Source organism: Acidisoma sp. PAMC 29798 (assembly GCF_030252425.1).
In the GTDB taxonomy this organism is placed as follows: Bacteria; Pseudomonadota; Alphaproteobacteria; order Acetobacterales; family Acetobacteraceae; genus Acidisoma; species Acidisoma cladoniae.
This window is the reverse complement of sequence record NZ_CP126994.1, coordinates 4,138,382-4,161,318: the sequence shown is the minus strand read 5'-3', so window position 1 is coordinate 4,161,318 and position 22,937 is coordinate 4,138,382. Positions and strand designations below refer to the sequence as shown.

The following is a 22,937-nucleotide window of genomic DNA, read 5'->3' as shown; positions in this document are numbered from 1 at the left end:
GCATGAATCCCCTTCTGCATAGACGGCGCTTTCTGCGTTTTGCTTCGGCGGCCTTGGGGACGGGGATGCTGGGCGGGTGTTCGATCCATCCGCTTTATGCGCCGAATGCCTTCGGCACGGCGGACGCCACCGCACTCACGGTCCAGCAGCAGCTGCGCCAGGTGCAGGTTTCGCTGATCCCGGAGCGGGACGGGCAATTGCTGCGCCTGGCCTTGCAGAACCGGTTGGACGCGGGCGACCAGGGCACTTTCAGCCGGTACACGCTGTCGATGAATTACAGCATCAGCGAAAGCGGCCTCGGTCTGCTCGGAGATAATACCACCACCTATGCCCGGATCGTGGCGGTCGCGAAGTGGTCGCTCAGCACCCAGGACCTCTCCACACAGAACATCCTGGTCACCAACACCGCCCAGGCGGTCGATGGCCTGAACCAATTCGACAACCAGCCCTTCGCCCTGACGCTGGAAACCGACACCGTCCACAAGCGATTGGCGGAGGCGATTGCCGACCAGATCGTGGCTCGGCTCGCGCATTACTTCACCGCCACGGGCCATGCGCATGAGCAGGCCAAGCTCTAGGGTCGCTCGATGAAAGCGGACGGGCGGGACTTCGCCGGCCTGCTGCGCGATCCTGGCCGTATCCGCGCCCTGTTGCTCTACGGCCCCGATGCCGGGCTGGTGCGCGAACGGGCGGAAGCGATGGCACGCGGCGTTCTCGGCGGCTCGCTCGACGATCCCTTTTGCTTTGTCGAACTGACGCGGCCGGATGGCGGCACGCTGTCGGCCGAGGCCGCCAGCCTGTCCTTTACAGGCGGCCGACGCGTGGTGCGGGTGCGTGAAGCCGGCGACACGCTGGCTGCGGCGCTCGCCGTCGCCTGCCGTGACCGTGATGGGTCGCTCATCATTCTCGAAGCCGGCGAACTGCCCGCGCGATCGAAGCTGCGCGCCTGGGCAGAGAAGGACCCGCTGGCCGCTTCCGTCGCCTGCTATGCCGAGGAAGGCGCCGCCCTGAAGGCGACGATCCGTGGGTTATTCGAGGCCGAGCGTGTGACGGTGGCGGCCGATGTGCTCGATTGGCTGACCGCTCATGCCGGGTCCGATCGCGGTGTGGTACGCGCCGAGGTCGAGAAGCTGGCGCTCTATGCCGGCGAGGGTGGTGCGATCGACATGGAGGCGGCACGCGCCATTGCGGGCGACCAGGCGGATCTCTCGGTCGAAGACGCCTTGTTCGCGGCGACGCGGGGCGCCACGGCGGAGGCCGATCGCGCGACGGCGGCTGCCCTGTCCGAAGGCGGCACGGCGGTCGGGCTCATTCGTGCGGCACACAGCCATATGGATCGGCTGGCCCGGATCGCCGCAGCGCGCGACGGCGGGCTATCAGCGGCTGATGCGGTCAAGGCTGTCCGGCCGCCTGTGTTCTTTCGCCGCGAGCGCGCCATGATGGAGGCGGCGGAGATCTGGCGGCCAGCGGCCATTGCCGCCGTCCAACTGGCCCTGCGGGAGGCCGAGATGCAGTGCAAGCGCACCGGCCTTCCGGCCGAGGCGATTGCGCATGCCGCGATCATCGCCATCGCCCGCCGCGCGGCACGGATGCGGGGAAGGGGGTGAGGCAATTAATCACCGCCATCCGCTCTTCACCGTCATGCGCGGACTTGATCCGCGCACCTACCCGTTTGGGCGCCATGACGGCGTTCGGGCGCCGACGCGGGTAGGCCCCCGGGTCAAGCCCGGGGGTGACGATGGAGAAAACGCGTGGCCAACCCTCAATCCTCGAACGCTTCCACCTGCTTCCGCTCGCCGACCAGGAAGGCATCCGCGATAAGCTGAAGCGGCCGGGTATCGACGTCTGACCGGCCCTCGGCGAGCAAGGTCACGAAACGCTCGTAAATGCGGGGGTATTCGCGAGACGGCTCATCCACCAGCAACACATCATCGACGAAGAGCTTCGTCCCGCCTTCGGTCAGCGTGAGGCGCGTGCCCTCCGTCGTTTCGATGGTGATGGTCCAGCTCTGCTCACCCTCCCACCGCCAGTCAAAGACTGCGCCCAGGCGGCTGCCCTCGATCGGATCGGGCGTGGAGAAGGTGAGTTCGGCGCCGATGGCCGTTTGGCAATTGGACGGCACTTCCATCTTGGCGGAGGCCACGAAGAGCGGCTCGGGCGCGATGTCTGTCACGATGGACAGGGCGTTGCTGCCCGGGTCGAAGACGCCAAAGCCGCCGGCCTCCCAAATCCAGGCCTGGCCGGGGTGCCAGCGCCGTACATCCTCCCGCCAATTGACCTCAAGCCGCAGCAGCCTCTGGCCCACCAGGCGCTTGCGCGCCTCCTCCACCGCAGGGTTGAAGCGGGAGTGCCAGGTCGCGAACAGCACGCGCCGCTCGGCCGCTGCGATGGCCGCGAGTTCGGTGATCTCCCCGAGCGTCGCTGAGGGCGGCTTCTCGATCAGCACATGCCGCCCCGCTTGCAAGGCGGCGCGCACCAACGCGAACCGGCCGGCGGGGGGCGTGCAGACCGCCACCAGCTCCACATCCGGCATCTCGGTCAAGAAGGCATCCAAGGTGCGGAAGCTGGGCACGTCCCCCACGGTCGCGCCCCGCGCGCTGACGATGGCGGCGAGTTCGAAATAGGGATTGCCGAGGATCGAGGGTACATGCTGGTCGATGGCGATCTTGCCGAGCCCGACGATAGCGATGCGGTGCGGTTTCATGGCGCGTTCCTAGGGTGATATCTCAAAATAGTCCGGTGATCTGGCCGGTCTCGTCCAGCCCGATGCCTTCCGCCGCAGGCACGCGGGGCAGGCCAGGCATCGTCATGATGGTGCCGGCGAGGGCGACAACGAAGCCGGCTCCGGCTGCAAGTCGAACTTCCCGCACCGGCAGGCGATGGCCGGTCGGCGCGCCCATCAAAGCCGGGTCGGCGCTGAAGCTATACTGGGTCTTGGCGATGCAGACCGGAAGATGGCCGAAGCCAGCGGCCTCGATCGCCGCCAGGCGCTTGGCAGCGGCGGGCGCCAGATCGATGCCCTCGGCGCGGTAAATCTTGCGCGCCACGGTCGCGATCTTTTCCCCGAGCGGCATGGCGTCGGGATAGAGCGGCGCGAACCGCGCTTGCTTCTGGGCGATCACGCCGCGCACGACCTCGGCCAAGGCAGATGCGCCGGCGGCGCCATCGGCCCAATGGGTGCAAGGCACGACTGTGACGCCAAGCGGCGTCAGCAGAGCGGAGAGTGCGGCACGCTCCTGCTCCGTGTCGCTCGTGAAGTGGTTCAAGGCGACCACCACCGGCAGGCCGAACTTGCCGAGGTTTTCAATATGCCGCAGCAGATTGGCGCTGCCGCGTTCCACCGCCGCGACATCGGGTGCGGCGAGGTCGGTCTTGGCAACGCCACCATGCATCTTCAGGGCGCGGATGGTGGCCACGATCACCGTGCAATCCGGTCGCAAATCCGCCTGGCGGCACTTGATGTCGAGGAACTTCTCGCCGCCGAGATCGGCCCCGAAGCCCGCTTCCGTCACCACCACATCGGCGAGCCGTAGGCCCAGGCGGGTGGCAATCACGGAATTGCAGCCATGGGCGATATTGGCGAAGGGGCCGCCGTGGACCAGAGCGGGCGAACCTTCCAGCGTCTGCACCAGGTTCGGCGCCAGCGCGTCCCGCAACAGGGCGGCCATGGCGCCATCGGCTTTGAGGTCTCGCGCTGTGACGGCGCTGCCGTCCCGCCGCTCCGCCACTACGATGCGGCCCAGTCGCTCGACCAGATCATCCAGATTTCGGGCTAGGCAGAAGATCGCCATCACCTCGGAAGCGACCGTGATGTCGAAGCCATCTTCGCGCGGGGCGCCATTGGCAATGCCGCCCAGACTATCGACGATGGACCGCAAGGCGCGGTCGTTCATGTCCAGCGCGCGGCGCCAGCGGATGCGGCGCGGGTCGATGCCCAGGGGATTGTCCCAGAACAAATGATTGTCGAGCATCGCGGCCAGCAGGTTATGGGCCGAGGTGATGGCGTGGAAATCGCCCGTGAAATGCAGGTTGATCTGGTCCATCGGCGCGACCTGCGCCCGGCCGCCGCCGGTGGCGCCGCCCTTGAGGCCGAAGCAGGGACCGAGGCTCGGCTCCCGCAGGCAGATCATCGTGCGCGTGCCGCCGAGGTTCAGGGCGTCGCCGAGGCCGATGGTCGTGGTGGTCTTGCCCTCCCCGGCGGGTGTCGGGCTGATGCCGGTGACGAGAACCAACGCGCCCTCGAGCCGGGTCTCGGTTTCCGCCACGAAATCGAGCGACACCTTGGCCTTGAAGCGGCCATAGGGTTCCAGCGCTTCGGCGGGGATGCCGGCGCGCGCGGCAATCTCCCCGATCGGCCGCAAAGTGGAAGCCCGCGCGATGGCCTCGTCGTGGCCCATGCTCATGCTGCGGCCATGAGCGGCATGAGGCCGAGGGCATCCAGCGTCTCTCCCATGGCGGCGACCGCGCGGAGGATATCGGCGCGGTCGATGGCGCCGATGGCACCGATGCGCATGCTCGGCTCGACGGTGTTGCGGAAGTTGCTGATCATTACGCCGCGCTGCTTGAGGGCATCGACGAAACGCTGCAGATCCCAATCCGCATGGGCCGGTGCATGCACGTTCATGATGATCGGCCCCTGGATGTCAGCGGGAAGGCAAAGCCGCAGGCCGAGGCTTTCCAGGCCGCTTCGCAGCGTGGCCATATTGTCGCGGTAGCGTGCCAGCCGCGCCGGCGGCCCGCCTTCGGCGTCCAACCGGTCGAGTGCAACGGCCATGGCCGCCATCGCCTGGGCCGGCGGCGTGAAGCGCGCCGCGCCGGGACCGTTGACGATGCCGTTGTGGTGCAGATCGCCGAGGTCGAAGGACCAGCTTCCGGCATGGCCATGACAGGCGATCAGCCGATCGATGGGGCAGACGGCGACGCTGAAGCCGGGCAGGGCTTCTAGGCACTTGTTGGGCGTGAAGATGGTCGCGTCGATCTCGGGATGCGCCGCCACGTCGATCGGCAGGGCGCCGAAGGCCGAGACCGCGTCCAGGATCATGCGGCGGCCGAGGCGGCGTAGCATGGCGCCCATCGGAACCGGGTCATGAATGACCCCGGTGCTCGTCTCGCTATAGACCAGGCCCAGATGCGTGATGGTGGGATCGGCGATGAGCGCGGCCTCGACCGCTGCCGGATCGAGCGGCTGCGTGAGTGAGGCGCCCAGGCTGGTCACTCGGCGCCCGGCCTCGCGGGCCAGGCGCATCATCCGCTCAGCATATTGTCCCGTCGCCGGGATCAGAATGCCGCCGCCGGCGCCATGACCTTGATCCTGCTCGGGCAGAACGAAGCTACGAATGGCGGCCTCGACCATGAAATGCCCTGAGCCCGGCAGCGGCAAGGCGACATGCGTGCCCTCCACACCACCGGCGAGCGTGCGCAGGCGGCCCAGCAGATGGGCGACGCGCTGCCGCACCTCATTGTCCCAGGGCGCGATATCCTGATCGGCGGCGGCGCGCACGGTGGGATGCGTCATCACGGGACCCGGTATCAGCAGCAGCATGGTGCGGTGTGTCTCCGATGATCAGCCCCCGGAGTGGCATGACGGGGCGCGCAGATCCACCCCATACACGCCATCGCAGTGCCGCAGATTTGCTGATAGAGAGGCTCTATGTCTCTGCCATTCACGCTTCCTCCGTGGCTGCCCTGGTGGGTGCCGATCCTGGTTCTGGTTCCGGCCATCCTCTACGCCTTGTTGTTCCTGCTGATGCCCTTCAGCGTCATCGGCGTGAAAGGCCGGCTTGACGTCATTGAGGCGCGGCTGGACGAGATCCAGGGCGAGATCCGCACCTTGTCGCTGCGCCTGGGCGAACCCGTTCGCGGCAATTATCGGCCTGACGAAGACGCCTATGACACCAACCCGCTGCCGCCACGCCCGAATGCGGGCGTCGCGCCTGCGGCCTATAGCCGGCCACCGGTTCCTCCGGCACCGGACCCTTATAGTTACGACGACCGTGGCACCGAGCGTCTGGCCCGGTCGTCACGAGCCACGCGGGACGATCCGCGCCCACCCCGTGCCGAACCGCGCCTTTGACGCAGACGCCCTTTCGATAGACCAGGAGACACGATCTTGCGCATGAGCGTCATCCAGATGTGCCCGGGCGCCGATAAGGCGCAGAACATCGCTCAGGCCCGTGGTCTGATCCAAGGCGCATTGGCGGATGGCCGACCGCGTATCGTTGCCTTGCCGGAAATGTGGTCCTGCCTCGGCGGCGATCGGGAGACGAAATTTCGGGAAGCGGAAGAACTGCCGGCGCTCGGCTCCAACGATACCGGCGGAACGGCCTATGAGTTCCTGCGGGAAGTGGCGCGGGCCAATGCCATCCATATCCATGGCGGGTCGATCGCCGAGCGGGTGGGCGACACGCTGTTCAACACCACCATCGTGTTCCGGCCGGACGGCAGCGAAGTCGCGCGCTACCGCAAGATGCACCTCTTCGACATCGTCACGCCCGATGGCCAGGGCTACCGGGAAAGCGCCGTCTTCGGGAGCGGCACCGAGGTCGTGACCTGGGAAGCCCATGACGTCATCTTCGGGCTGGCCATCTGCTACGACATTCGCTTCCCCGAGCTTTTCCTCAAGCTGCGGCAAGCGGGGGCGGAGGTCATCTTCCTGCCCGCCGCCTTCACCCTGCAGACGGGAAAGGACCATTGGGAAGTTCTGTTGCGCGCCCGCGCGATCGAGACGCAGTGTTGGCTGGCCGCCCCCGCCTGCTTCGGCCGCCACGTCGATGGCAATCGCGAAACGCGGATGACCTATGGTCACTCCATGATCTGCGACCCTTGGGGCCTCGTCATTGCCCGCGCCTCGGACGGCACCGGCTGGGCGACGGCGCGGATCGACCGATCCCTCACCGAACGTGTGCGGCGGGACATGCCGGTCCTCGCGCACCGGGTTCTGGCGTGAGCGTCACCCAGTCCCTCGCGCGCACAGGGCCGCCGCTCGCCCTCGACTACGTGCTTGGCGGCACGGTGCTGACGAAGATCGCCATCGTCGCCTCCTCCTCCCCCACCGCACAGCAGGGCATGGCGCGGTTGACGGCGCGTTACGGCAATGTGCCGCTGGCGGAAGCCCAGGTGGTGGTCGCGCTTGGCGGGGACGGTTTCATGCTGGAGACGATGCACAGCGTGCTCGGCCGACCGACGCCGGTCTATGGCATGAACTGCGGCTCGGTCGGTTTCCTCATGAACGGTTTCGAGGAGGAAGGCCTGGTCGAGCGCCTCGCAGCCTCCCAGGGCGCGGTGCTGCATCCCCTGCGCATGCATGCGGTGACCCAGACCGGCTCGGTCGAGGAGGCTTTGGCCCTGAACGAGGTCAGCCTGCTGCGCCAGCTTCGCCAAACCGCCAAAATCCGCGTCTCGGTGGATGGCCGGGTGCGGCTGCCGGAATTGATGTGCGACGGCATCCTGATTTCCACGCCCGCAGGCTCCACCGCCTATAACCTGTCCGCGCATGGGCCGATCGTGCCGCTATCGGCCAATCTTCTGCCACTGACGCCGATCAGCGCCTTTCGCCCTCGGCGTTGGCGCGGCGCCTTGCTACCAAGCTCGGCCGATGTGTTGTTCGAGGTCTTGGAAGGCGAGAAGCGCCCGGTCGCCGCCGTGGCGGATTCCTTCGAAGTCCGGCGCGTCGTCTCGGTGGCCGTCAGTGAGGAGCGTAGCATCGCGGTGACGGTGCTGTTCGACCCCGACCACGGGCTGTCCGAGCGCATCCTGGCCGAACAATTTGCCGCATGACGGCGGAAGAGTCGCTTCGCTCGCTGCTCGATGTGATGGCGCGGCTGCGCGACCCGGCGCGAGGGTGCCCCTGGGATCGCGCCCAGACCTTCCGCACCATCGCGCCCTATACGATCGAGGAAGCCTACGAGGTCGCGCAGGCGATCGAGGGCGGTGACGCCGCTGAACTGCGCGACGAGTTAGGTGACCTGCTGTTCCAGGTCGTGTTCCATGCCCGCATGGCCGAGGAGGCCGGCATGTTCGACTTCGCGGATGTGGCGACTGCCATTTCCACGAAGATGGAACGCCGCCATCCGCATGTCTTTGGCGCTAGCGCGCCGCGCGACGAAGCGGCGCAAAATGTCGCTTGGGAAGCCCAAAAGGCGGCCGAGCGCGCCGCCAAAGCGCCCGAGGCGAGTAGTGCTTTGGACGGTGTGGCGGTGACGCTGCCGGCGCTGACGCGTGCGCAAAAACTCTCCGCCCGCGCGGCGCGGGTGGGGTTCGATTGGCCCAGCCTCGACGGTGTCTTCGCCAAGCTGGAGGAAGAGGTTGCCGAATTGCGGGCCGAGTTGCCCGCCGGCAACTCTGACCGTTTGGCGGATGAGATGGGCGATCTCATGTTCGTGATGGCCAATCTGTGCCGCAAGCTGGGTCTGGATAGCGAGGCCACACTGCGCGCCGCCAACGCCAAGTTCACCCGGCGCTTTCAGGGCATGGAAGCGCTTTTGGCGGCCGAAGGTCGGGCGCCGTCGGAGGCCAGTCTCGACGAGATGGAAGACCGCTGGCGCGTGGTGAAGGCGGCGGAGCCCTCCCCCTAAAGCGGCGGCATGGTAAAGAGGGCGCATGAACGATACGCCCGAGCCACTCGTTGTCCCTGTCCGTCGTCGTCGCCACAGAGTGCGGCGTTTAATCCTCATCGTCATCCTGCTGATCATCGTCGTGCCGATCGCGGCGGCGGTGGCGGCGTTCCTGACCTTCGACCCCAACGCCTATAAGGACCGCATCGCTGCGGTGGTGAAGCAGGCGACCGGGCGGGACGTGACCTTTGCCGGCCCGCTGGCGGTCAAGCTGTCCTGGATCCCCACGGTCACGGCGCGGGATGTAAGGCTCGCGAATATCCCCGGCGCCTCGGCGCCCGACATGGCGCGGATCGATGAGATCGAAACGCGGGTGGCGCTGCTGCCCTTCCTGCAACATCGGATCGAGATCCAAAATCTGGTTCTTCGTGGCCCGTCCATTCTGCTGGAACGCACCGCCGACGGTCGGCCGAACTGGCTGTTCCAGCGTCAAGACTCCACACAGTCCGGCGCCGCGCCATCGAGCAACCTCCAGGTCGGCACGGATCAAACCGGCGCCCCGTGGCGCGTGACGATCGACGCTTTGGAGATCACCAACGGTCATCTCACCTGGAAGGACGACCGCAGCGGCAAGACCGCCGCGCTTGACCTCGCCCATGCGACGCTCGCGGCGCAGTCTGCCGGGACCGCCGCGCCGGATACGCTGCCGATGACGGTGGCCGCCGATGCGACCTGGCAAGGCACGGCGGTGACGCTGTCCGGCACCACCGGACCCTTTGCGCATTTGACGAATCCCGATGACCGTAGCGCCTGGCCGCTGCACCTGACACTCGCCGCAGCCGGTGCCTCGGTGCTGGCGGAAGGCTCGATCACCGATCCGCTGCATGGGCATGGCTATGCCATCGCCCTACACGGCAGCGCGCCGGTGCTGGAGGCACTGAACCCCTTGCTGCCCGCCGGCACAGCGCCGCTGCCGCCCATCCATGGGCTGATGGTGGCAGCCAATGTAGCGGATACCGGCCAGCCGCTGCCCCGCATCACCAACCTGACCGTGCAGGCCCAGGCCTCGGATCTCGATAGCCTGGCACACGGGCTGAAGCTCGACAGCCTGTCGATGATCACGCCCGCGCTGGATCAGCCGGTGACGATCGATATTCTGGGTGAGCGCGGTGGCCTCGCCTTCACCCTGTCCGGCAGCATCGGGCCCTTGGGCGGTCTTCTGGCGCCGGCGATCCCAGCGCCGGGATACCCCGTCGATCTCATGCTAAGCGCGGCACAGTCCAACCTGCATCTGACCGGCACCATCGCCGCACCCCGGACGTTGCGCGGTGCGGACCTGACCGTCGCCACGCAGATCGCCGATCTCAGCGTGCTGTCCCCGCTCGCCGGAACGCCACTGCCGCGTTTCACGACGCTCGCCGGCACCGCGAAGCTGAACGACGCGGCCCAGGGCTTCGGCCAGGGTTTTAGTCTCACGGCACTGAACCTGACGGCGCCGGAAGGCGATCTGGAGGGCCAGTTCGGCATGACCTATGGCGCGCGCACGAAGGTGGTGGCGGCGCTGCGATCGACTCGCCTGGACGTCGATGCCTTGCGTGGCATCAGTGCACCAACCGCTGCGCCGGCCACCGTGGCTGCTGCGCCAGCGACCCCCGCGCCACTACCCGTGAAGACGCAAGCGCGGCTGATCCCGGATCTGCCTTTGCCCGTGGCCGGTCTGCGTGCCATGGACGGCACGATCGGCGTCGCCTTCGCCAGCCTTCGCTACGGCGGCGCCGAGTATCGGGCTTTGGTCGCGCAAGCGACCCTAGCCGATGGCGTGCTGTCTCTCGCGCCCTCCTCCGTCGTCATCCCCGGTGGCGCGGTGGCGCTCGCCGGAACGCTGGATGCGCATGGCCCGGTGCCGCGCCTCGCGCTGTCCGGTCAGGCTCAGGCCATCGCGATCGCCCCACTTCTGGCCGCACTCGGTGGGCCCCAGGCGGCGAGCGGCCTCGCCTCCGGCTTCGCCAATCTCACCGCCACGGGTGGCACCACCCGCGCGATGGCCGCGACGCTCAGCGGGCCGATCGGCATTTCGACCGTCAATGGCGTGGTCGATGGTCGCGCGCTCGCGGGTCTCGCGGGTCCCGCCTTGCGGGCCGCGCGCGTGCTGCCGCCGGAGCTGCTGACGGCGGCGGGCAATGTGGCCGTGCGCTGCTTCGCCCTGCGCCTGGATGCCATCAACGGCCTCGCGACCGTGGGTGCGCTGGTGCTCGATACCAGCAACCTGCTGATGCAAGGCACGGGCGTTGTGAACTTCGGCACCGAGGGTCTGGCTCTTGCCCTGAAGCCGGAGCTGCGGCTGGGCCAGACGGATGTCAGCGTGCCCGTCACCGTGAACGGCACCTTCGCGGCGCCGCATCTGGCCAGCTCGGGCAGCGTCACGATCGACGACCAATCTCATACCAATGGGCTGAACGGCTTCCTGCAATCTCTGCTCGGCAATAAGCGCAAGGCCACGCCCGCGTCCAACGCCTGTGGCCCGGCGCTGGCTTTGGCGCGCAACGGTCAGCCTGGCCCGGCGCCCGAGGATGGCGGCCCCGGCGGCGTCTTGCAGAAGCCGATCAACCTGTTGCAGCAACTGATCAACGGGCAATGAAGCGCTTTTGGGACCGCGCCGCACTGGCCGAGGCCGAGGGCCGCTTCTCGGTCCTGCTCGACGGCAAGCCGATGCGGCTTCCGGGTGGCGAGAGCCTGGCGCTGGCGCATCGGCCCCTCGCGGAGGCGATTGTGGACGAATGGGATCAGGCGGGCGGCGGTGCCAAGGGGGCGACCGTGACGCCGGGGCTGCTACCCATGACTCAGCTTGCGGCGACGGCGACCCTGCGCATCGCACCCGCCCCGGCTGAGACGGCGGCGGCGATCGCGGCCTATGCGCGTGCCGATCTGCTTTGCTACCGGGCGGAGGCGACGCCCGCGCTGCTCGCCCAGCAGGATGCCGCCTGGCAGCCTTGGCTCGACTGGGCGGAGAAGCGCTACGGCGCGGCCCTTCTGGTCACGCGCGGCATTGGCTTCATCGATCAGAGTCCGCAGGCTTTGGCCGCCCTCGCCGCCGCCGTGGCGGCGCAGGATGCCCATGCCCTGGCGGCGTTGGGCGTGATGGTGCCGGTGCTGGGCAGCTTGGTCCTGGGCTTAGCCATCATCGAAGGCGAGATGAACGCGACGGAGGCCTATGGGCTGTCTGTCATTGACGAGCTCTATCAGGAGGAGCGTTGGGGCCGGGATGAGGATGCGGCGGCGCATCGGGCGCGCGCGGGCGATGACGTCAGTGCCGCCGCGACTTATGTCAGGCTGACACGGGGTGCGGCATGAGCGCCAAGCATCTCATCATCTCCGGCCGCGTTCAGGGCGTTGGGTTTCGCGACTGGATGGTGACCGAGGCGACCGCCATGGGCGTCGATGGCTGGGTGCGCAATCGCGCCAATGGCACAGTGGAGGCTCTGATCAGCGGCACCGCCGATGCCGTGGAGGAATTGGCGCGGGCGTGTAGACGTGGCCCGCGCTTTGCTCAGGTGGAGAGCATTGTCGAAGAAAAAGCCGAACCGCCGGAGGAACCGGGGTTTCGGTTGCGGTTGGGGGAGTAGGGCGAACCGCCCCATCTACACCGTCATGCTCTGCGAAGGCAGAGCATGACGACAATCTTGGCCGACGGCCAAGCCTACCTATCCAGCCTTACGCCTCGGGGGCGGAGGCGCCGATCGGAATTTCCCGCGCCTCGGCGTAATTGCCGCGATTGTCCTCATTGGACTCCTGCGACTGCATCTCACCGTCTTCGCCGGTTGACTCTTCACCGTTGCGGCGCGGCTGGCCGTTCTGGTAGCCGGGCTGCTGCTGCTGGTTCTGCGCTGCGGCTTGGTTGATAACACTCACGATGCGGAAGTAATGCTCCGCATGCTGAAAGTATCCTTCGCCCATCACGCGATCGCCGGAACTTGTCGCATCGCGGCCGAGCTGCAGGTACTTTTCGAAAAGCTGCTGCGCCGTTCCACGAATGCGAAGATCGGGGCCATTGCTGTCGAAAACATGGTTGCGATTGAGAGGAACGCCACCGTTGCTGCCGCCGCCTTGATGACGCATTCCACCACCAGTGCCGCCGCCGCCGCTACCAGTGCTGCCGTTCCCGCGATGGCCACGGCCACGCATACGTTTGATATTCATCCTGAGGACGAGTCGCTTTCCTGTTTGCAACAGCGCTAGCCGTGTCCATGACGACGGCCAGACATCTTCCAGTTGCACGCTTTGGACTTGATTTCCACGACGCACGCTTCGGGCCGAAACCCAAGCAGTCACGTCGGAGACTATGGCGGTCGGCTGTTCAGCACCTCCACACCACGCAGGCGCACGCTAGCCTGCGCGCATCGCGAAGCCAATAGATTTTTACGGGCGACACACAATCAACACGCGCGGGAGCCCCGCTAGGTCCCGCTCCTGGCCGAGGACGCGCAGCCCCGTCTCCCGCGCAAGACTCGCCAGCGCGTCGGCTTGGCCGATGCCGAATTCGAACAGCGCCGTGCCGGCGGGCGTCAAAAGTCGCTCCAGGCGGGGAAAGAGCGTGCGGTAGGGATCGAGTCCATCAGGCCCGCCGTCCAAGGCGAGATGCGGCTCATGCGCGGCGACTTCGGGCATCAGGCCGGCGATATCGCCCAGCGGAATATAGGGCGGATTGCTCACAATGAGGTCGAAGCGGCCCGCCAGCGCCTCGGTCCACTCCGCCACCAGGATCGCGGCGCGGTCGGACAGGCCCAGATTTTGCGCGTTCATCTGGGCGATGCGCGCCGCGGCGGGCGAAAGATCGATGCCCAATCCCCAGGCCGTAGGAAATTCCGTGAGCGCCGCCAGCAGCAGGCAGCCGGTGCCGGTGCCGAGGTCGAGGATGCGGCCGAGCTTGCGATCCGGATGAAGCGTCAACGCTGTCTCGATCAGCAGTTCCGAGTCCGGGCGGGGGATCAGCGTGTCCTTGGAGACGATGAAATCCAGGCTCCAGAACTCACGATGTCCGAAAATGGTCGCAGCCGGTTCGCGTGCCGCACGCCGGCTGATCAAGGATCGAAAACGATCAGCCTCCGCCGCCGTCAGCGTGCCGTCCAGGCGGCGGACCAGCGCCGTCCGGTCGATGCCGAGGGCATGGGCGAGGAGAATGCGCGCTTCGCGATGCGGATCGTCGATGCCGGCGGCGGCGAGTTGCGCCGTCGCCACCGCCAGGCTCGTGGTGATGGGCGTCACGCGTCCGCGGTGGTGAAGGTCGCGAGGCGGGCGGCCTGATCTTCCTGCGCCAGCGCATCTATGATTTCGTCCATCTCGCCCAGCATGACCCGGTCGATCTTATAGAGCGTCAGGTTGATGCGATGATCTGTCACCCGACCTTGGGGAAAGTTGTAAGTGCGGATGCGCTCACTGCGGTCGCCGGTGCCGACCTGCGATCGGCGATCGGCTGAGCGCGTGGCATGCAAGCTCGCGCGCTCGCGCTCATAGAGCCGGGCCATGAGGATCTTCATCGCCTTGGCTTTGTTCTTGTGCTGGCTTTTCTCTTCCTGCATCGCGACGGCGATGCCGGTGGGAAGATGGGTGATGCGCACAGCACTTTCGGTCTTGTTCACATGCTGGCCGCCGGCACCCTGCGCGCGATAGACATCGATGCGCAGGTCGCTGTCATTGATGGTGACATCCACTTCCTGGGCCTCGGGCAAAACGGCCACGGTGACGGTGGAGGTATGGATGCGGCCCTGGCTTTCCGTGTCCGGCACGCGCTGCACGCGATGCACGCCGGATTCGAACTTCAACCGCGCGAAGACATTGCGGCCGGTGACATTGGCGATGCCTTCCTTGAGGCCGCCGAGTTCCGTGTCGCCATATTCCATAATCTCGAAGCGCCAGCCTTGGCCTTCGGCGTAGCGCTGATACATGCCGAAAAGCTGGGCGGCGAACAGCGCCGCCTCGTCACCGCCCGCCGCTGGCCGCAGTTCGAGAATGGCCGAGCGCTCATCTGCCTCATCCTTGGGAAGCAGAGCGAGGCGAATCTCCTTTTCCAGATCCGGCAGGCGCGACTTCAGAAACTCGCTCTCGGTCTCGGCAAGTTCGTGCATCTCCGGGTCGCCGAGCATCGCCGTCGCTTCGGAGAGCTTCTGCTCAGTGTCGCGCAGCTCGATGATCAGGGCGACGACGGGATTGATTTCCGACAGCTCGCGTGAGGCACGCACGAATTCCTCGCCCGATGGCGCGGAGGACAGGAGATGCGACAACTCCTCCGATCGCGCGAGGATGCTGTCGAATTTTGTCTCCAGGCTCACGCGGTGGGGTCCTGAAGAGCCGCCACCAGAGCGTCGAGCGCCACTTCGCTCTGCGCGCCGCTGACGAGGTTCTTCACCTGGGCCACGCCACGCGCCGCTTCTTCCCCGCCGATGATCACGGCGGCGCGCGCGCCGATCTTGTTGGCGCGTTCCATGCGGCGGCGCAGATTGCCGCGATAGGCCATTTCGGTGCGGATGCCGGCGGTGCGCAGGGTTTGCGCAATGCGGAAGGCCTCAGCCTCGGCCTCATCGCCCACGGGAATGACCGCGACGGGCGCGGGACCCGCGCCCGGCGGTGCAATCAGCATCGCCAGCCGCTCGACGCCCGCTGCCCAACCAACGGCCGGCGTATCCGGGCCGCCCATTTCGGCGATCAGGCCGTCGTAGCGGCCACCGCCCATGACCGTGCCCTGCGCACCGAGATCGGTCGTCACGAATTCGAAGGCGGTGTGGCTGTAATAGTCGAGGCCGCGCACGATCCGCGGATTCTCGACGAAGGGAATGCCGAGTGTCGTCAGATGGCGCCGCACGGTGTCGTAGAAGGTCGCGGCTTCCGGCGTCAGATGTGCCGCGATTGTCGGCGCATCGGCAACGATGCGGCGGTCGCCTTCATCCTTGCTGTCGAGGATGCGCATGGGATTGCGGCTGAGGCGATGGCGGCTGTCTTCGGACAAACGGGACTCATGGGCCGTGAAATAGGCCACCAGGGCCGCGCGATAGGCGACGCGGCTCGGCGTGTCACCGAGGGTGTTAATCTCCAGCACGACATTGCCGGCAATGCCCAGCGCCTGTTGGATATGCCACCCGCAGGCGATGACTTCGGCATCGGCCATCGGCTCGGCCGGGCCGATGAGTTCAAGGCCGATCTGGTGGAACTGGCGGTAGCGGCCTTTCTGCGGGCGCTCATACCGAAACATCGGTCCCGCATAGAAGACCTTCTGCGGCAGCGATTGGGTGAGGCCGTTGCTCACCAAGGCCCGGCAGACCGAGGCCGTATTCTCCGGCCGCAGGGTGATGCTGTCGCCGCCGCGATCCTCGAAGGTATACATCTCCTTCGTGACGACATCGGAGGTTTCACCGAGGGTGCGGGAAAAGACCCGCGTCTCCTCGAAGATCGGCGTCGACCATTCCTCGAAGCCATAGAGGCTCGCGATGTGACGTGCGGTGTCGATCACCTGGCGGTGGCGGCGTTGCTCCTCGCCGATAAGGTCGCGCGTACCCCGAACAGGTTGCAGGCTGGTCACGGATTTTGGGCCTCGAAAATGGGTGCAACGGACGCACAAGAGCGGCGTTGTACAGCCGGAGGGCGGATGAGCGTAGCGCTATCCGCCTCTAGGTGACGTGCGCTACTCGGCCGCTTCGGCGGCGACCAACACGGGCGCGGGCTCGGCGGCCTTGAGCAGGGCGGACCGTGCCTCGACCAGCTCGACCACGTGGTCGATCATCGCGTCCTTATCGACCGTATGGTCCTGCTTGCCGGCGCTATACACCATGTGCCGCCCGGCCCCGCCACCGGTGATGCCGAGGTCGGTCATCAGCGCTTCACCGGGGCCATTGACGACGCAGCCGATGATGGAGAGCGTGATCGGCGTTTCGATATGGGCGAGGCGGTCTTCCAGCGCCTGGACGGTGCGGATGACATCGAACCCCTGCCGCGCGCAGGACGGGCAGGAGATGATGCGCACGCCGCGATGGCGAATGCCGAGAGACTTCAGCATTTCCCAGCCGACGAGCACTTCTTCGGCAGGCTCGGCCGAGAGCGACACGCGCAGCGTGTCACCGATGCCGGCCCAGAGCAGGGAACCGAGGCCGATGGCGGATTTCACGGTGCCGGTGCGCTTGCCGCCGGCTTCGGTGATGCCGATGTGCAACGGCGCGTCACAGACATCGGCGAGCTGCTGATAGGCCGCGACCGCCATGAAGACGTCCGAGGCCTTCACGCTGATCTTGAACTCATGGAAGTCGTGATCCTGGAGGATCTTGGCATGCTCCAAGGCGCTTTCGACCAGCGCCTCCGGGTTCGGCTCGCCATATTTCTCCAGCAGATGCCGTTCCAATGACCCCGCATTGACGCCGATGCGAATGGAACACCCGTAGTCGCGGGCGGCATTGACCACTTCGCGGACACGCTCGGCACTGCCGATATTGCCGGGATTGATGCGCAGGCAGGCGGCGCCGGCCTGCGCCGCCTCGATCGCGCGGCGATAGTGGAAATGGATGTCGGCGACGATCGGCACCTTTACCTGACGGACGATGTCCTTCAGGGCGGCGGTGCTTTCCTGATCAGGGCAGGAGACGCGCACGATATCAACGCCGGCGGCCTCCGAGAGGCGGATTTGCGCGACGGTGCCATCGACATCCGTCGTCAGCGTATTGGTCATGGTCTGGACGGTGATCGGTGCGTCGCCGCCGACCTTGACCGAGCCGACGCTGATCTGCCGGGACTTGCGGCGGTCGATCTGCTGATAGGCGCGATAGTTCATGCGAGGCTCCTGTTCGGGCTGGCCCGATGTCGCGAAGACGCCGAGGTCATTGGGCGGCGGGCGCGGAGGTGGAAACCGGCACGATCTGCGCCTTGAGGCTGTCCGGGTCGAGCGGAAGATTGCGCAGCACATGGCCCTTCAGGGAGCCGAGCGTGTTGCCGCCCAGCACGATCTGGGTACCGGAGGCATTGCCCGTCGTCAGTGTGAGCTGCGGCTGATCGGGCACGGTGTAGCTGTCCCCGGAATGCAGAACCTTCTGGTAGACGACCCGGCCGGTGCCGTTCTTGATCTCGATCCAGGCATCGGCCGTCGCCTGGATGACCATCGTGCCGGGTGCGGCGACCGCAGCGGCATTGGCTACGGGCGCGGGCACGGCCGGCGTATTCTCCGCAACCATGGGCGCCGTCGCGGCGGGCGGGGGTGCGGCGATAACGACCGGGGCTGGCATGGGAACGGCGGCGGCGGCCGAGGAGGGCGAGACATCGGCGTCATTCGGCAAAGGCCCGCTCGGGGTCGGGTTGACGGCAACGACGGCGGGCTTCGGCGCAGCCGGTGTCACGACCGCCATGCGCGGCGTGGGCGTCGGCGGCGCCAAAGGCTCCAGATGCGTGGGCACCGGATCGACGGCGGAGGCCGTGCGGTCACTGCGGCCGGAGTAGTGATACCAGCCGATATAACCCGCGATGGCGACAACGGCGCCGACCAGAACCAAAGCGCCGGCGGGAATGCCGCGCTGCGGAACCGGCGCCGGAAAGTCCAACTCGGTCTTGCGATTGACCTCATCCCGTTCGGCCCGGAAGCGGCGGATGGCTTCATTGGGGTCAAGGCCGAGGGCGGTGGCATAGGTGCGCACGAAGCCCACGGCATAAGCCGTGCCCGGCAGGCCCTGAATATCCCCGGTTTCGATGGCGCGAATGAAGGCGGGCTTGAGCCGCAGCGCTTCGGCGACGGCATCGATCTCCCACCCGAGCCGCTCACGCGCGTCCCGGAGTTCACCTCCGATGCGGGAATGGCCAAGGTTTGAGCCATGCAAGTCGGAGCCCGAAAGCCCAGATCCAGCGACGCTCGTATCTTTATCTGTGTGCAGGGCTGCCACTCTCTATCGTTCCGTGCAGCTCAGCTAAACGAAGGTGCCGCGCATCCGCGTGCCGGCCCCGCCGTGCAGCCGGGTTTTAGGTGTGCCAACAATGCCTCGTTTTGGCGCGCCCGTCGACTCGGAGAGGGTTAAATCTTCAATAAGGCGCCGGGCGGGTGAGGATCATCGCCATCGCGACGCGCCTCACCCGCCGTAAAGCCTGCTTACTCGGCCGCGATATCCGCCGCCGGAAGCTTCGTCAGCTCCTGACGCAGAGTGCGGCCCTTGGTCGTGCCGGCGGCAACCTGCCGCAGGCGGTTCATCACGCTGCCCGTGCCGGCCGGGATCAAACGCCCGACGATCACGTTCTCTTTCAGACCCTGAAGCTGATCGACCTTGCCGGCTGTTGCCGCCTCGGTCAGCACCCGCGTCGTCTCCTGGAAAGAAGCGGCGGAGATGAAGCTGTGGGTCTGCAAGCTCGCTTTGGTGATGCCCTGAAGCACAGGGGTCGCCGAAGCCAGCCGCTCGCCGGCCGCGATCCGCTTCTCGTTCTCTGAGTCGAACTCGGTGCGGTCGATCTGCTCACCCGTCAGGAAGGTCGTGTCGCCCGGATCGGTGATCTCAACCTTCTGCAGCATCTGGCGAACGATCACCTCGATGTGCTTGTCGTTGATCTTCACGCCCTGGAGCCGGTAGACGTCCTGGATCTCGTTGACGAGATAGTCGGACAGCGCCTCCACACCCAGCACGCGCAGGATGTCATGGGGCACGCGCGGGCCATCGACCAGCGGGTCACCCAGGCGCACGAAGTCACCTTCCTGCACCGAGACGTGCTTGCCCTTCGGCACGAGATACTCGGTCTCCTCGCCGGTCTCGTCGTTCTTGACGATGACGCGGCGCTTCGCCTTGTAATCCTTGCCGAATTCGACGCGACCGTCGATCTCCGCGATGATCGCATGGTCTTTCGGACGCCGCGCCTCGAACAGTTCGGCCACGCGCGGCAGACCGCCCGTGATGTCACGCGTCTTGCTGCCTTCACGCGGAATGCGCGCCAGCACGTCACCGGCGGCAACCGTGGACCCGTTCTCGACCGACAGAATGGAGTCGGGCTGGAGGAAGTAGCGGGCCTCGTTGCCGTTCGGCAGCTTCACGACGTCGCCCTTGGTGTCCTTGAGCTGCATGCGTGGCCGCAGATCGACCGCCTTGGTGGCTTGCTTGTAATCGACGATCACCTTGGAGGTGAGGCCGGTCACTTCATCCATACGCTCGACGAGGGTGACGCCTTCCATGACGTCGGCGAATTCAATTACGCCGGCGGTCTCGGTGATGATCGGAAGGGTGTAGGGGTCCCACTCCGCCAGCTTCTGGCCACGCGTCACGGGCTGGTTCTCTTCCGTCAGCAACCGTGCGCCGTAAGGCACGCGGAAGCGGGCGCGCTCACGGCCATTGCCGTCGGCCAGCACGATTTCGCAATTCCGGCTCATCACCACGGGCACGCCCGAGGAGTTGATGACGACGTTGCGGTTACGGATGACGACTGAACCCTCGTGGCTTGCTTCCACGTTCGACTGCTCGGCGCCCCGCTGGGCGGCGCCGCCGATGTGGAAGGTGCGCATGGTGAGCTGCGTGCCCGGCTCGCCGATCGACTGCGCGGCGATAACGCCCACGGCCTCACCGGCATTGACGGGCGTGCCACGGGCCAGATCGCGCCCATAGCAATGGCCACAGCAACCGACTGCGGCTTCGCAGGTCAGCACCGAGCGGATTTTCACCGCCTCGACGCCCGAACGCTCGATCAGGTCGGCCTCTTCTTCCTCGATCAAGGTATTGTTCTTGACCAGGACCTTGCCGGTCGCCGGATCGATGATGTCCTCGGCCGAGGTGCGGCCCAGGGTGCGCTCGGACAGGGAGGAGACGACCTCGCCACCATCCATGACCGCGCGAACCGTGAGGCCCTTCTCGGTGCCGCAATCTTCCTCGACGATGATGCTGTCCTGCGCCACGTCGACCAGACGGCGGGTCAGGTAACCCGAGTTCGCCGTCTTCAGCGCGGTATCGGCCAGGCCCTTACGGGCGCCGTGGGTCGAGTTGAAGTATTCGAGAACCGACAGGCCTTCCTTGAAGTTGGCGATAATCGGCTGCTCGATGATTTCACCGGACGGCTTGGCCATCAGGCCGCGCATGCCGGCGAGCTGACGCATCTGGGCAGGCGACCCACGCGCGCCGGAATGGCTCATCATCCAAACGGAGTTGGTCGGCGTGCCGATCTCCTGCTTGCTGATCTCCTTCATCATCGCGCCAGCCACTTCGTCCGTGCAGCGCGACCAAGCGTCCACCACTTTATTGTAGCGCTCGCCGGAGGTGATGAGGCCGTCCTGATACTGCTGCTCGAATTCCTTGACCTCGGTCTGGGTCTTCAGGATCAGCGCAGGCTTCTCCTTCGGGATGATCAGGTCATCCTTGCCGAAGGAAAGGCCGGCTTTCGCCGCGTTGCTGAAGCCGAGGCCCATCATGCGATCGGCGAAGATGACGCATTCCTTCTGACCGCAATGGCGGTAGACGGCGTCGATCACGTCCGAGACGTTCTTCTTCGTGAGCTGCTTGTTGATGAGCGTGAAGGGCACGTTCACATGCATCGGCAGGATCTGCTGGATCAGCATGCGCCCCGGCGTTGTCACCGCAATGCGGCGGACCGGGCCATTGCCTTCCTCGACCATGATGCGGGCGCGGATCTTGTCATGCATCATCACCCGACGGGCGGCGAGGGCATGCTCGATCTCACCGATCGTGCCGAAGGCAGGCGCATCCTCTTCCTTCGTCGCGCGGAATTCCGGCGTCTCCAGCGAGAGGTAATAGAGGCCGAGGACGATGTCCTGGCTCGGCACGATGATCGGCTTGCCGTTCGCGGGGCTCAGGATGTTGTTGGTCGACATCATCAGCACGCGGGCTTCAAGCTGCGCTTCCACGCTCAGCGGCACATGCACGGCCATCTGATCGCCGTCGAAATCGGCGTTGAAGGCGGTGCAGACCAGCGGATGCAGCTGGATGGCCTTCCCTTCGATCAGCACAGGCTCGAAGGCCTGGATGCCGAGGCGATGCAAGGTCGGCGCGCGGTTGAGCATTACGGGATGCTCGCGGATGACCTCTTCCAGAATGTCCCAAACCTCGGGACGCTCCTTCTCGACCATGCGCTTCGCGGCCTTGATGGTCGTGGCGTGGCCGTATTTCTCAAGCTTGGCGTAGATGAAGGGCTTGAACAGCTCCAGCGCCATCTTCTTGGGCAGGCCGCACTGATGCAGCTTCAGTTCGGGACCCACGACGATGACCGAACGGCCGGAGTAATCGACGCGCTTGCCGAGCAGGTTCTGGCGGAAGCGGCCCTGCTTGCCCTTCAGCATGTCGGACAGCGACTTCAGCGGGCGCTTATTGGCGCCCGTGATGGCGCGACCACGACGGCCGTTATCGAACAGCGCATCGACGCTTTCCTGCAGCATGCGCTTCTCGTTGCGCACGATGATATCCGGCGCGCGCAGTTCGATCAGCCGCTTGAGGCGGTTGTTGCGGTTGATGACGCGACGATACAGGTCGTTAAGGTCGGAGGTCGCGAAACGGCCACCATCCAGCGGCACCAGCGGGCGCAGCTCGGGCGGGATCACCGGCACCACGTCCAGGATCATCCAGTTCGGCTGCGAGCCGGATTCCGAGAAGGCCTCGATCAGCTTCAGGCGCTTGACCAGCTTCTTGCGCTTGGCTTCGCTGGTCGTCGCCTTCAGATCGACGCGCAGGCGCGTCTTCTCGGCATCGAGATCGATGTCGGTCAGGATGCGCTTGACCGCCTCGGCGCCGATGCCGGCGCGGAAACCGTCTTCGCCGAACTCGTCCTGCTTGGACATGAGCTGATCTTCGGTCAGCATCTGGTGCAGCTTGAGGTCGGTCAGGCCGGGCTCAAGAACGACATAGCTCTCGAAATACAGAACCTTCTCCAGGTCCTTCAGCGTCATGTCGACCATCAGGCCGATGCGCGAGGGCAGGGACTTGAGGAACCAGATATGGGCGACCGGCGAGGCGAGCTCGATATGGCCCATGCGCTCACGCCGCACCTTGGCGAGCGTCACTTCGACGCCGCACTTCTCACAGATGATGCCGCGGAACTTCATGCGCTTGTACTTGCCGCACAGGCACTCATAGTCCTTGATCGGCCCGAAGATGCGGGCACAGAACAAGCCGTCCCGCTCCGGCTTGAAAGTACGGTAGTTGATGGTCTCAGGCTTCTTGATCTCGCCGTAAGACCAGCTCCGCACCTGCTCGGGGGAGGCGATCTTGATCTGGATCTGGTCGAAGGTCATCGGTTGACCCGTCTGACCCAGGATTTTCATAAGCTCGTTCATGCGGGCTTCACCTTCAAACCGCGCCGGGACCGGCCAGAAGCCGGCCACGGGGCAGATTTAAGAACGCGTTCAATACGTCGTCGCGGCCGTCATGCGGAGGCCGTGAGGCCTCC

General features: G+C 66.1%; 19 protein-coding genes and 1 pseudogene. 9 read left to right on the top strand and 11 right to left on the bottom strand.

Going from position 1 to position 22,937, the window contains the following annotated elements; translation table 11 throughout:
* The first annotated feature begins 2 nt into the window (after positions 1-2).
* Entirely contained in the window at positions 3-578 is a 576-nt protein-coding gene (gene lptE / locus QP803_RS19985; protein WP_284945221.1) for an LPS assembly lipoprotein LptE, read from the top strand.
* A gap of 9 nt (positions 579-587) precedes the next feature.
* Positions 588-1,607, top strand: a complete 1,020-nt coding sequence (gene holA, locus QP803_RS19980; protein WP_284945220.1) for a DNA polymerase III subunit delta — start codon at positions 588-590, stop codon at positions 1,605-1,607.
* A 155-nt stretch (positions 1,608-1,762) separates the two neighbouring features.
* On the opposite strand, the gene QP803_RS19975 is transcribed toward holA, so the two are convergent.
* Genes QP803_RS19975 through QP803_RS19965 form a run of 3 tightly spaced genes read right to left on the bottom strand, consistent with a single transcriptional unit; the run spans position 1,763 to position 5,542 of the window.
* Positions 1,763-2,704 (bottom strand): Gfo/Idh/MocA family protein, encoded by a 942-nt coding sequence (locus QP803_RS19975; protein WP_284945219.1) that lies wholly within the window; start codon positions 2,702-2,704, stop codon positions 1,763-1,765.
* Between the two features lie 22 nt (positions 2,705-2,726).
* On the bottom strand, positions 2,727-4,397 hold the full coding sequence (locus QP803_RS19970; protein WP_284947976.1) for a formate--tetrahydrofolate ligase: 1,671 nt from the start codon (positions 4,395-4,397) through the stop codon (positions 2,727-2,729).
* A gap of 2 nt (positions 4,398-4,399) precedes the next feature.
* Complete coding sequence (locus QP803_RS19965) at positions 4,400-5,542, bottom strand: aminotransferase class V-fold PLP-dependent enzyme (protein WP_284945218.1); 1,143 nt, start codon at positions 5,540-5,542, stop codon at positions 4,400-4,402.
* Positions 5,543-5,650: 108 nt separating this feature from the next.
* Here QP803_RS19965 and QP803_RS19960 point away from each other — a divergent pair, with 108 nt between their 5' ends.
* The 7 genes from QP803_RS19960 to QP803_RS19930 all read left to right on the top strand — a co-directional run bounded on the left by QP803_RS19960 (position 5,651) and on the right by QP803_RS19930 (position 12,175).
* The gene (locus QP803_RS19960; protein ID WP_284945217.1) at positions 5,651-6,073 is read left to right on the top strand and encodes a hypothetical protein; all 423 of its coding nucleotides are present in this window, start codon (positions 5,651-5,653) and stop codon (positions 6,071-6,073) included.
* 36 nt (positions 6,074-6,109) lie between these two features.
* Positions 6,110-6,946: a carbon-nitrogen hydrolase family protein gene (locus QP803_RS19955; RefSeq protein WP_284945216.1), complete on the top strand. Its 837-nt coding sequence runs from the start codon at positions 6,110-6,112 to the stop codon at positions 6,944-6,946.
* Between the two features lie 68 nt (positions 6,947-7,014).
* Positions 7,015-7,776: an NAD kinase gene (locus QP803_RS19950; RefSeq protein ID WP_284947975.1), complete on the top strand. Its 762-nt coding sequence runs from the start codon at positions 7,015-7,017 to the stop codon at positions 7,774-7,776.
* Positions 7,773-8,573 carry a nucleoside triphosphate pyrophosphohydrolase gene (gene mazG / locus QP803_RS19945; RefSeq protein ID WP_284945215.1) on the top strand — a complete coding sequence of 267 codons (801 nt, stop codon included), beginning with the start codon at positions 7,773-7,775 and terminating at the stop codon, positions 8,571-8,573. The genes QP803_RS19950 and mazG overlap by 4 nt, the downstream gene beginning before the upstream one ends.
* Before the next feature lie 25 nt (positions 8,574-8,598).
* Positions 8,599-11,190: an AsmA family protein gene (locus QP803_RS19940; RefSeq protein ID WP_284945214.1), complete on the top strand. Its 2,592-nt coding sequence runs from the start codon at positions 8,599-8,601 to the stop codon at positions 11,188-11,190.
* Positions 11,187-11,903: an ATP12 family protein gene (locus QP803_RS19935; RefSeq protein WP_284945213.1), complete on the top strand. Its 717-nt coding sequence runs from the start codon at positions 11,187-11,189 to the stop codon at positions 11,901-11,903. The genes QP803_RS19940 and QP803_RS19935 overlap by 4 nt, the downstream gene beginning before the upstream one ends.
* A complete protein-coding gene (locus tag QP803_RS19930; protein WP_284945212.1) occupies positions 11,900-12,175 on the top strand; it encodes an acylphosphatase in 276 nt (91 codons plus the stop codon). The genes QP803_RS19935 and QP803_RS19930 overlap by 4 nt, the downstream gene beginning before the upstream one ends.
* Before the next feature lie 88 nt (positions 12,176-12,263).
* Here the strand turns inward: QP803_RS19930 and QP803_RS24205 are convergent, their stop codons facing one another.
* The 8 genes and pseudogenes from QP803_RS24205 to rpoC all read right to left on the bottom strand — a co-directional run bounded on the left by QP803_RS24205 (position 12,264) and on the right by rpoC (position 22,824).
* Positions 12,264-12,461 carry a hypothetical protein gene (locus QP803_RS24205; RefSeq protein ID WP_434082930.1) on the bottom strand — a complete coding sequence of 66 codons (198 nt, stop codon included), beginning with the start codon at positions 12,459-12,461 and terminating at the stop codon, positions 12,264-12,266.
* A gap of 45 nt (positions 12,462-12,506) precedes the next feature.
* A pseudogene (locus tag QP803_RS24200) lies at positions 12,507-12,668 on the bottom strand (DUF4167 domain-containing protein); the annotation flags it as partial.
* A 300-nt stretch (positions 12,669-12,968) separates the two neighbouring features.
* The gene (gene prmC / locus QP803_RS19920; protein ID WP_284945211.1) at positions 12,969-13,814 is read right to left on the bottom strand and encodes a peptide chain release factor N(5)-glutamine methyltransferase; all 846 of its coding nucleotides are present in this window, start codon (positions 13,812-13,814) and stop codon (positions 12,969-12,971) included.
* Positions 13,811-14,878, bottom strand: a complete 1,068-nt coding sequence (gene prfA / locus QP803_RS19915) for a peptide chain release factor 1 (protein ID WP_284945210.1) — start codon at positions 14,876-14,878, stop codon at positions 13,811-13,813. Before prfA ends, prmC begins: the two co-directional genes overlap by 4 nt.
* A complete protein-coding gene (hisS, locus tag QP803_RS19910; protein WP_284945209.1) occupies positions 14,875-16,122 on the bottom strand; it encodes a histidine--tRNA ligase in 1,248 nt (415 codons plus the stop codon). The genes prfA and hisS overlap by 4 nt, the downstream gene beginning before the upstream one ends.
* 102 nt (positions 16,123-16,224) lie before the next feature.
* Complete coding sequence (ispG, locus tag QP803_RS19905) at positions 16,225-17,361, bottom strand: flavodoxin-dependent (E)-4-hydroxy-3-methylbut-2-enyl-diphosphate synthase (protein ID WP_284945208.1); 1,137 nt, start codon at positions 17,359-17,361, stop codon at positions 16,225-16,227.
* A 46-nt stretch (positions 17,362-17,407) separates the two neighbouring features.
* The gene (locus QP803_RS19900) at positions 17,408-18,394 is read right to left on the bottom strand and encodes a helix-turn-helix domain-containing protein (protein WP_284945207.1); all 987 of its coding nucleotides are present in this window, start codon (positions 18,392-18,394) and stop codon (positions 17,408-17,410) included.
* Between the two features lie 266 nt (positions 18,395-18,660).
* A complete protein-coding gene (rpoC, locus tag QP803_RS19895) occupies positions 18,661-22,824 on the bottom strand; it encodes a DNA-directed RNA polymerase subunit beta' (protein ID WP_284945206.1) in 4,164 nt (1,387 codons plus the stop codon).
* Between the last annotated feature and the right edge of the window lie 113 nt (positions 22,825-22,937).

Bases quoted from the DNA above. Each gene is read 5' to 3' on its own strand.
- lptE (WP_284945221.1), top strand. From the start codon at position 3: ATGAATCCCCTTCTGCATAGACGGCGCTTTCTGCGTTTTGCTTCGGCG.
- holA (WP_284945220.1), top strand. From the start codon at position 588: ATGAAAGCGGACGGGCGGGACTTCGCCGGCCTGCTGCGCGATCCTGGC.
- QP803_RS19975 (WP_284945219.1), bottom strand. From the start codon at position 2,704: ATGAAACCGCACCGCATCGCTATCGTCGGGCTCGGCAAGATCGCCATC.
- QP803_RS19970 (WP_284947976.1), bottom strand. From the start codon at position 4,397: ATGGGCCACGACGAGGCCATCGCGCGGGCTTCCACTTTGCGGCCGATC.
- QP803_RS19965 (WP_284945218.1), bottom strand. From the start codon at position 5,542: ATGCTGCTGCTGATACCGGGTCCCGTGATGACGCATCCCACCGTGCGC.
- QP803_RS19960 (WP_284945217.1), top strand. From the start codon at position 5,651: ATGTCTCTGCCATTCACGCTTCCTCCGTGGCTGCCCTGGTGGGTGCCG.
- mazG (WP_284945215.1), top strand. From the start codon at position 7,773: ATGACGGCGGAAGAGTCGCTTCGCTCGCTGCTCGATGTGATGGCGCGG.
- QP803_RS19940 (WP_284945214.1), top strand. From the start codon at position 8,599: ATGAACGATACGCCCGAGCCACTCGTTGTCCCTGTCCGTCGTCGTCGC.
- QP803_RS19935 (WP_284945213.1), top strand. From the start codon at position 11,187: ATGAAGCGCTTTTGGGACCGCGCCGCACTGGCCGAGGCCGAGGGCCGC.
- QP803_RS19930 (WP_284945212.1), top strand. From the start codon at position 11,900: ATGAGCGCCAAGCATCTCATCATCTCCGGCCGCGTTCAGGGCGTTGGG.
- ispG (WP_284945208.1), bottom strand. From the start codon at position 17,361: ATGAACTATCGCGCCTATCAGCAGATCGACCGCCGCAAGTCCCGGCAG.
- rpoC (WP_284945206.1), bottom strand. From the start codon at position 22,824: ATGAACGAGCTTATGAAAATCCTGGGTCAGACGGGTCAACCGATGACC.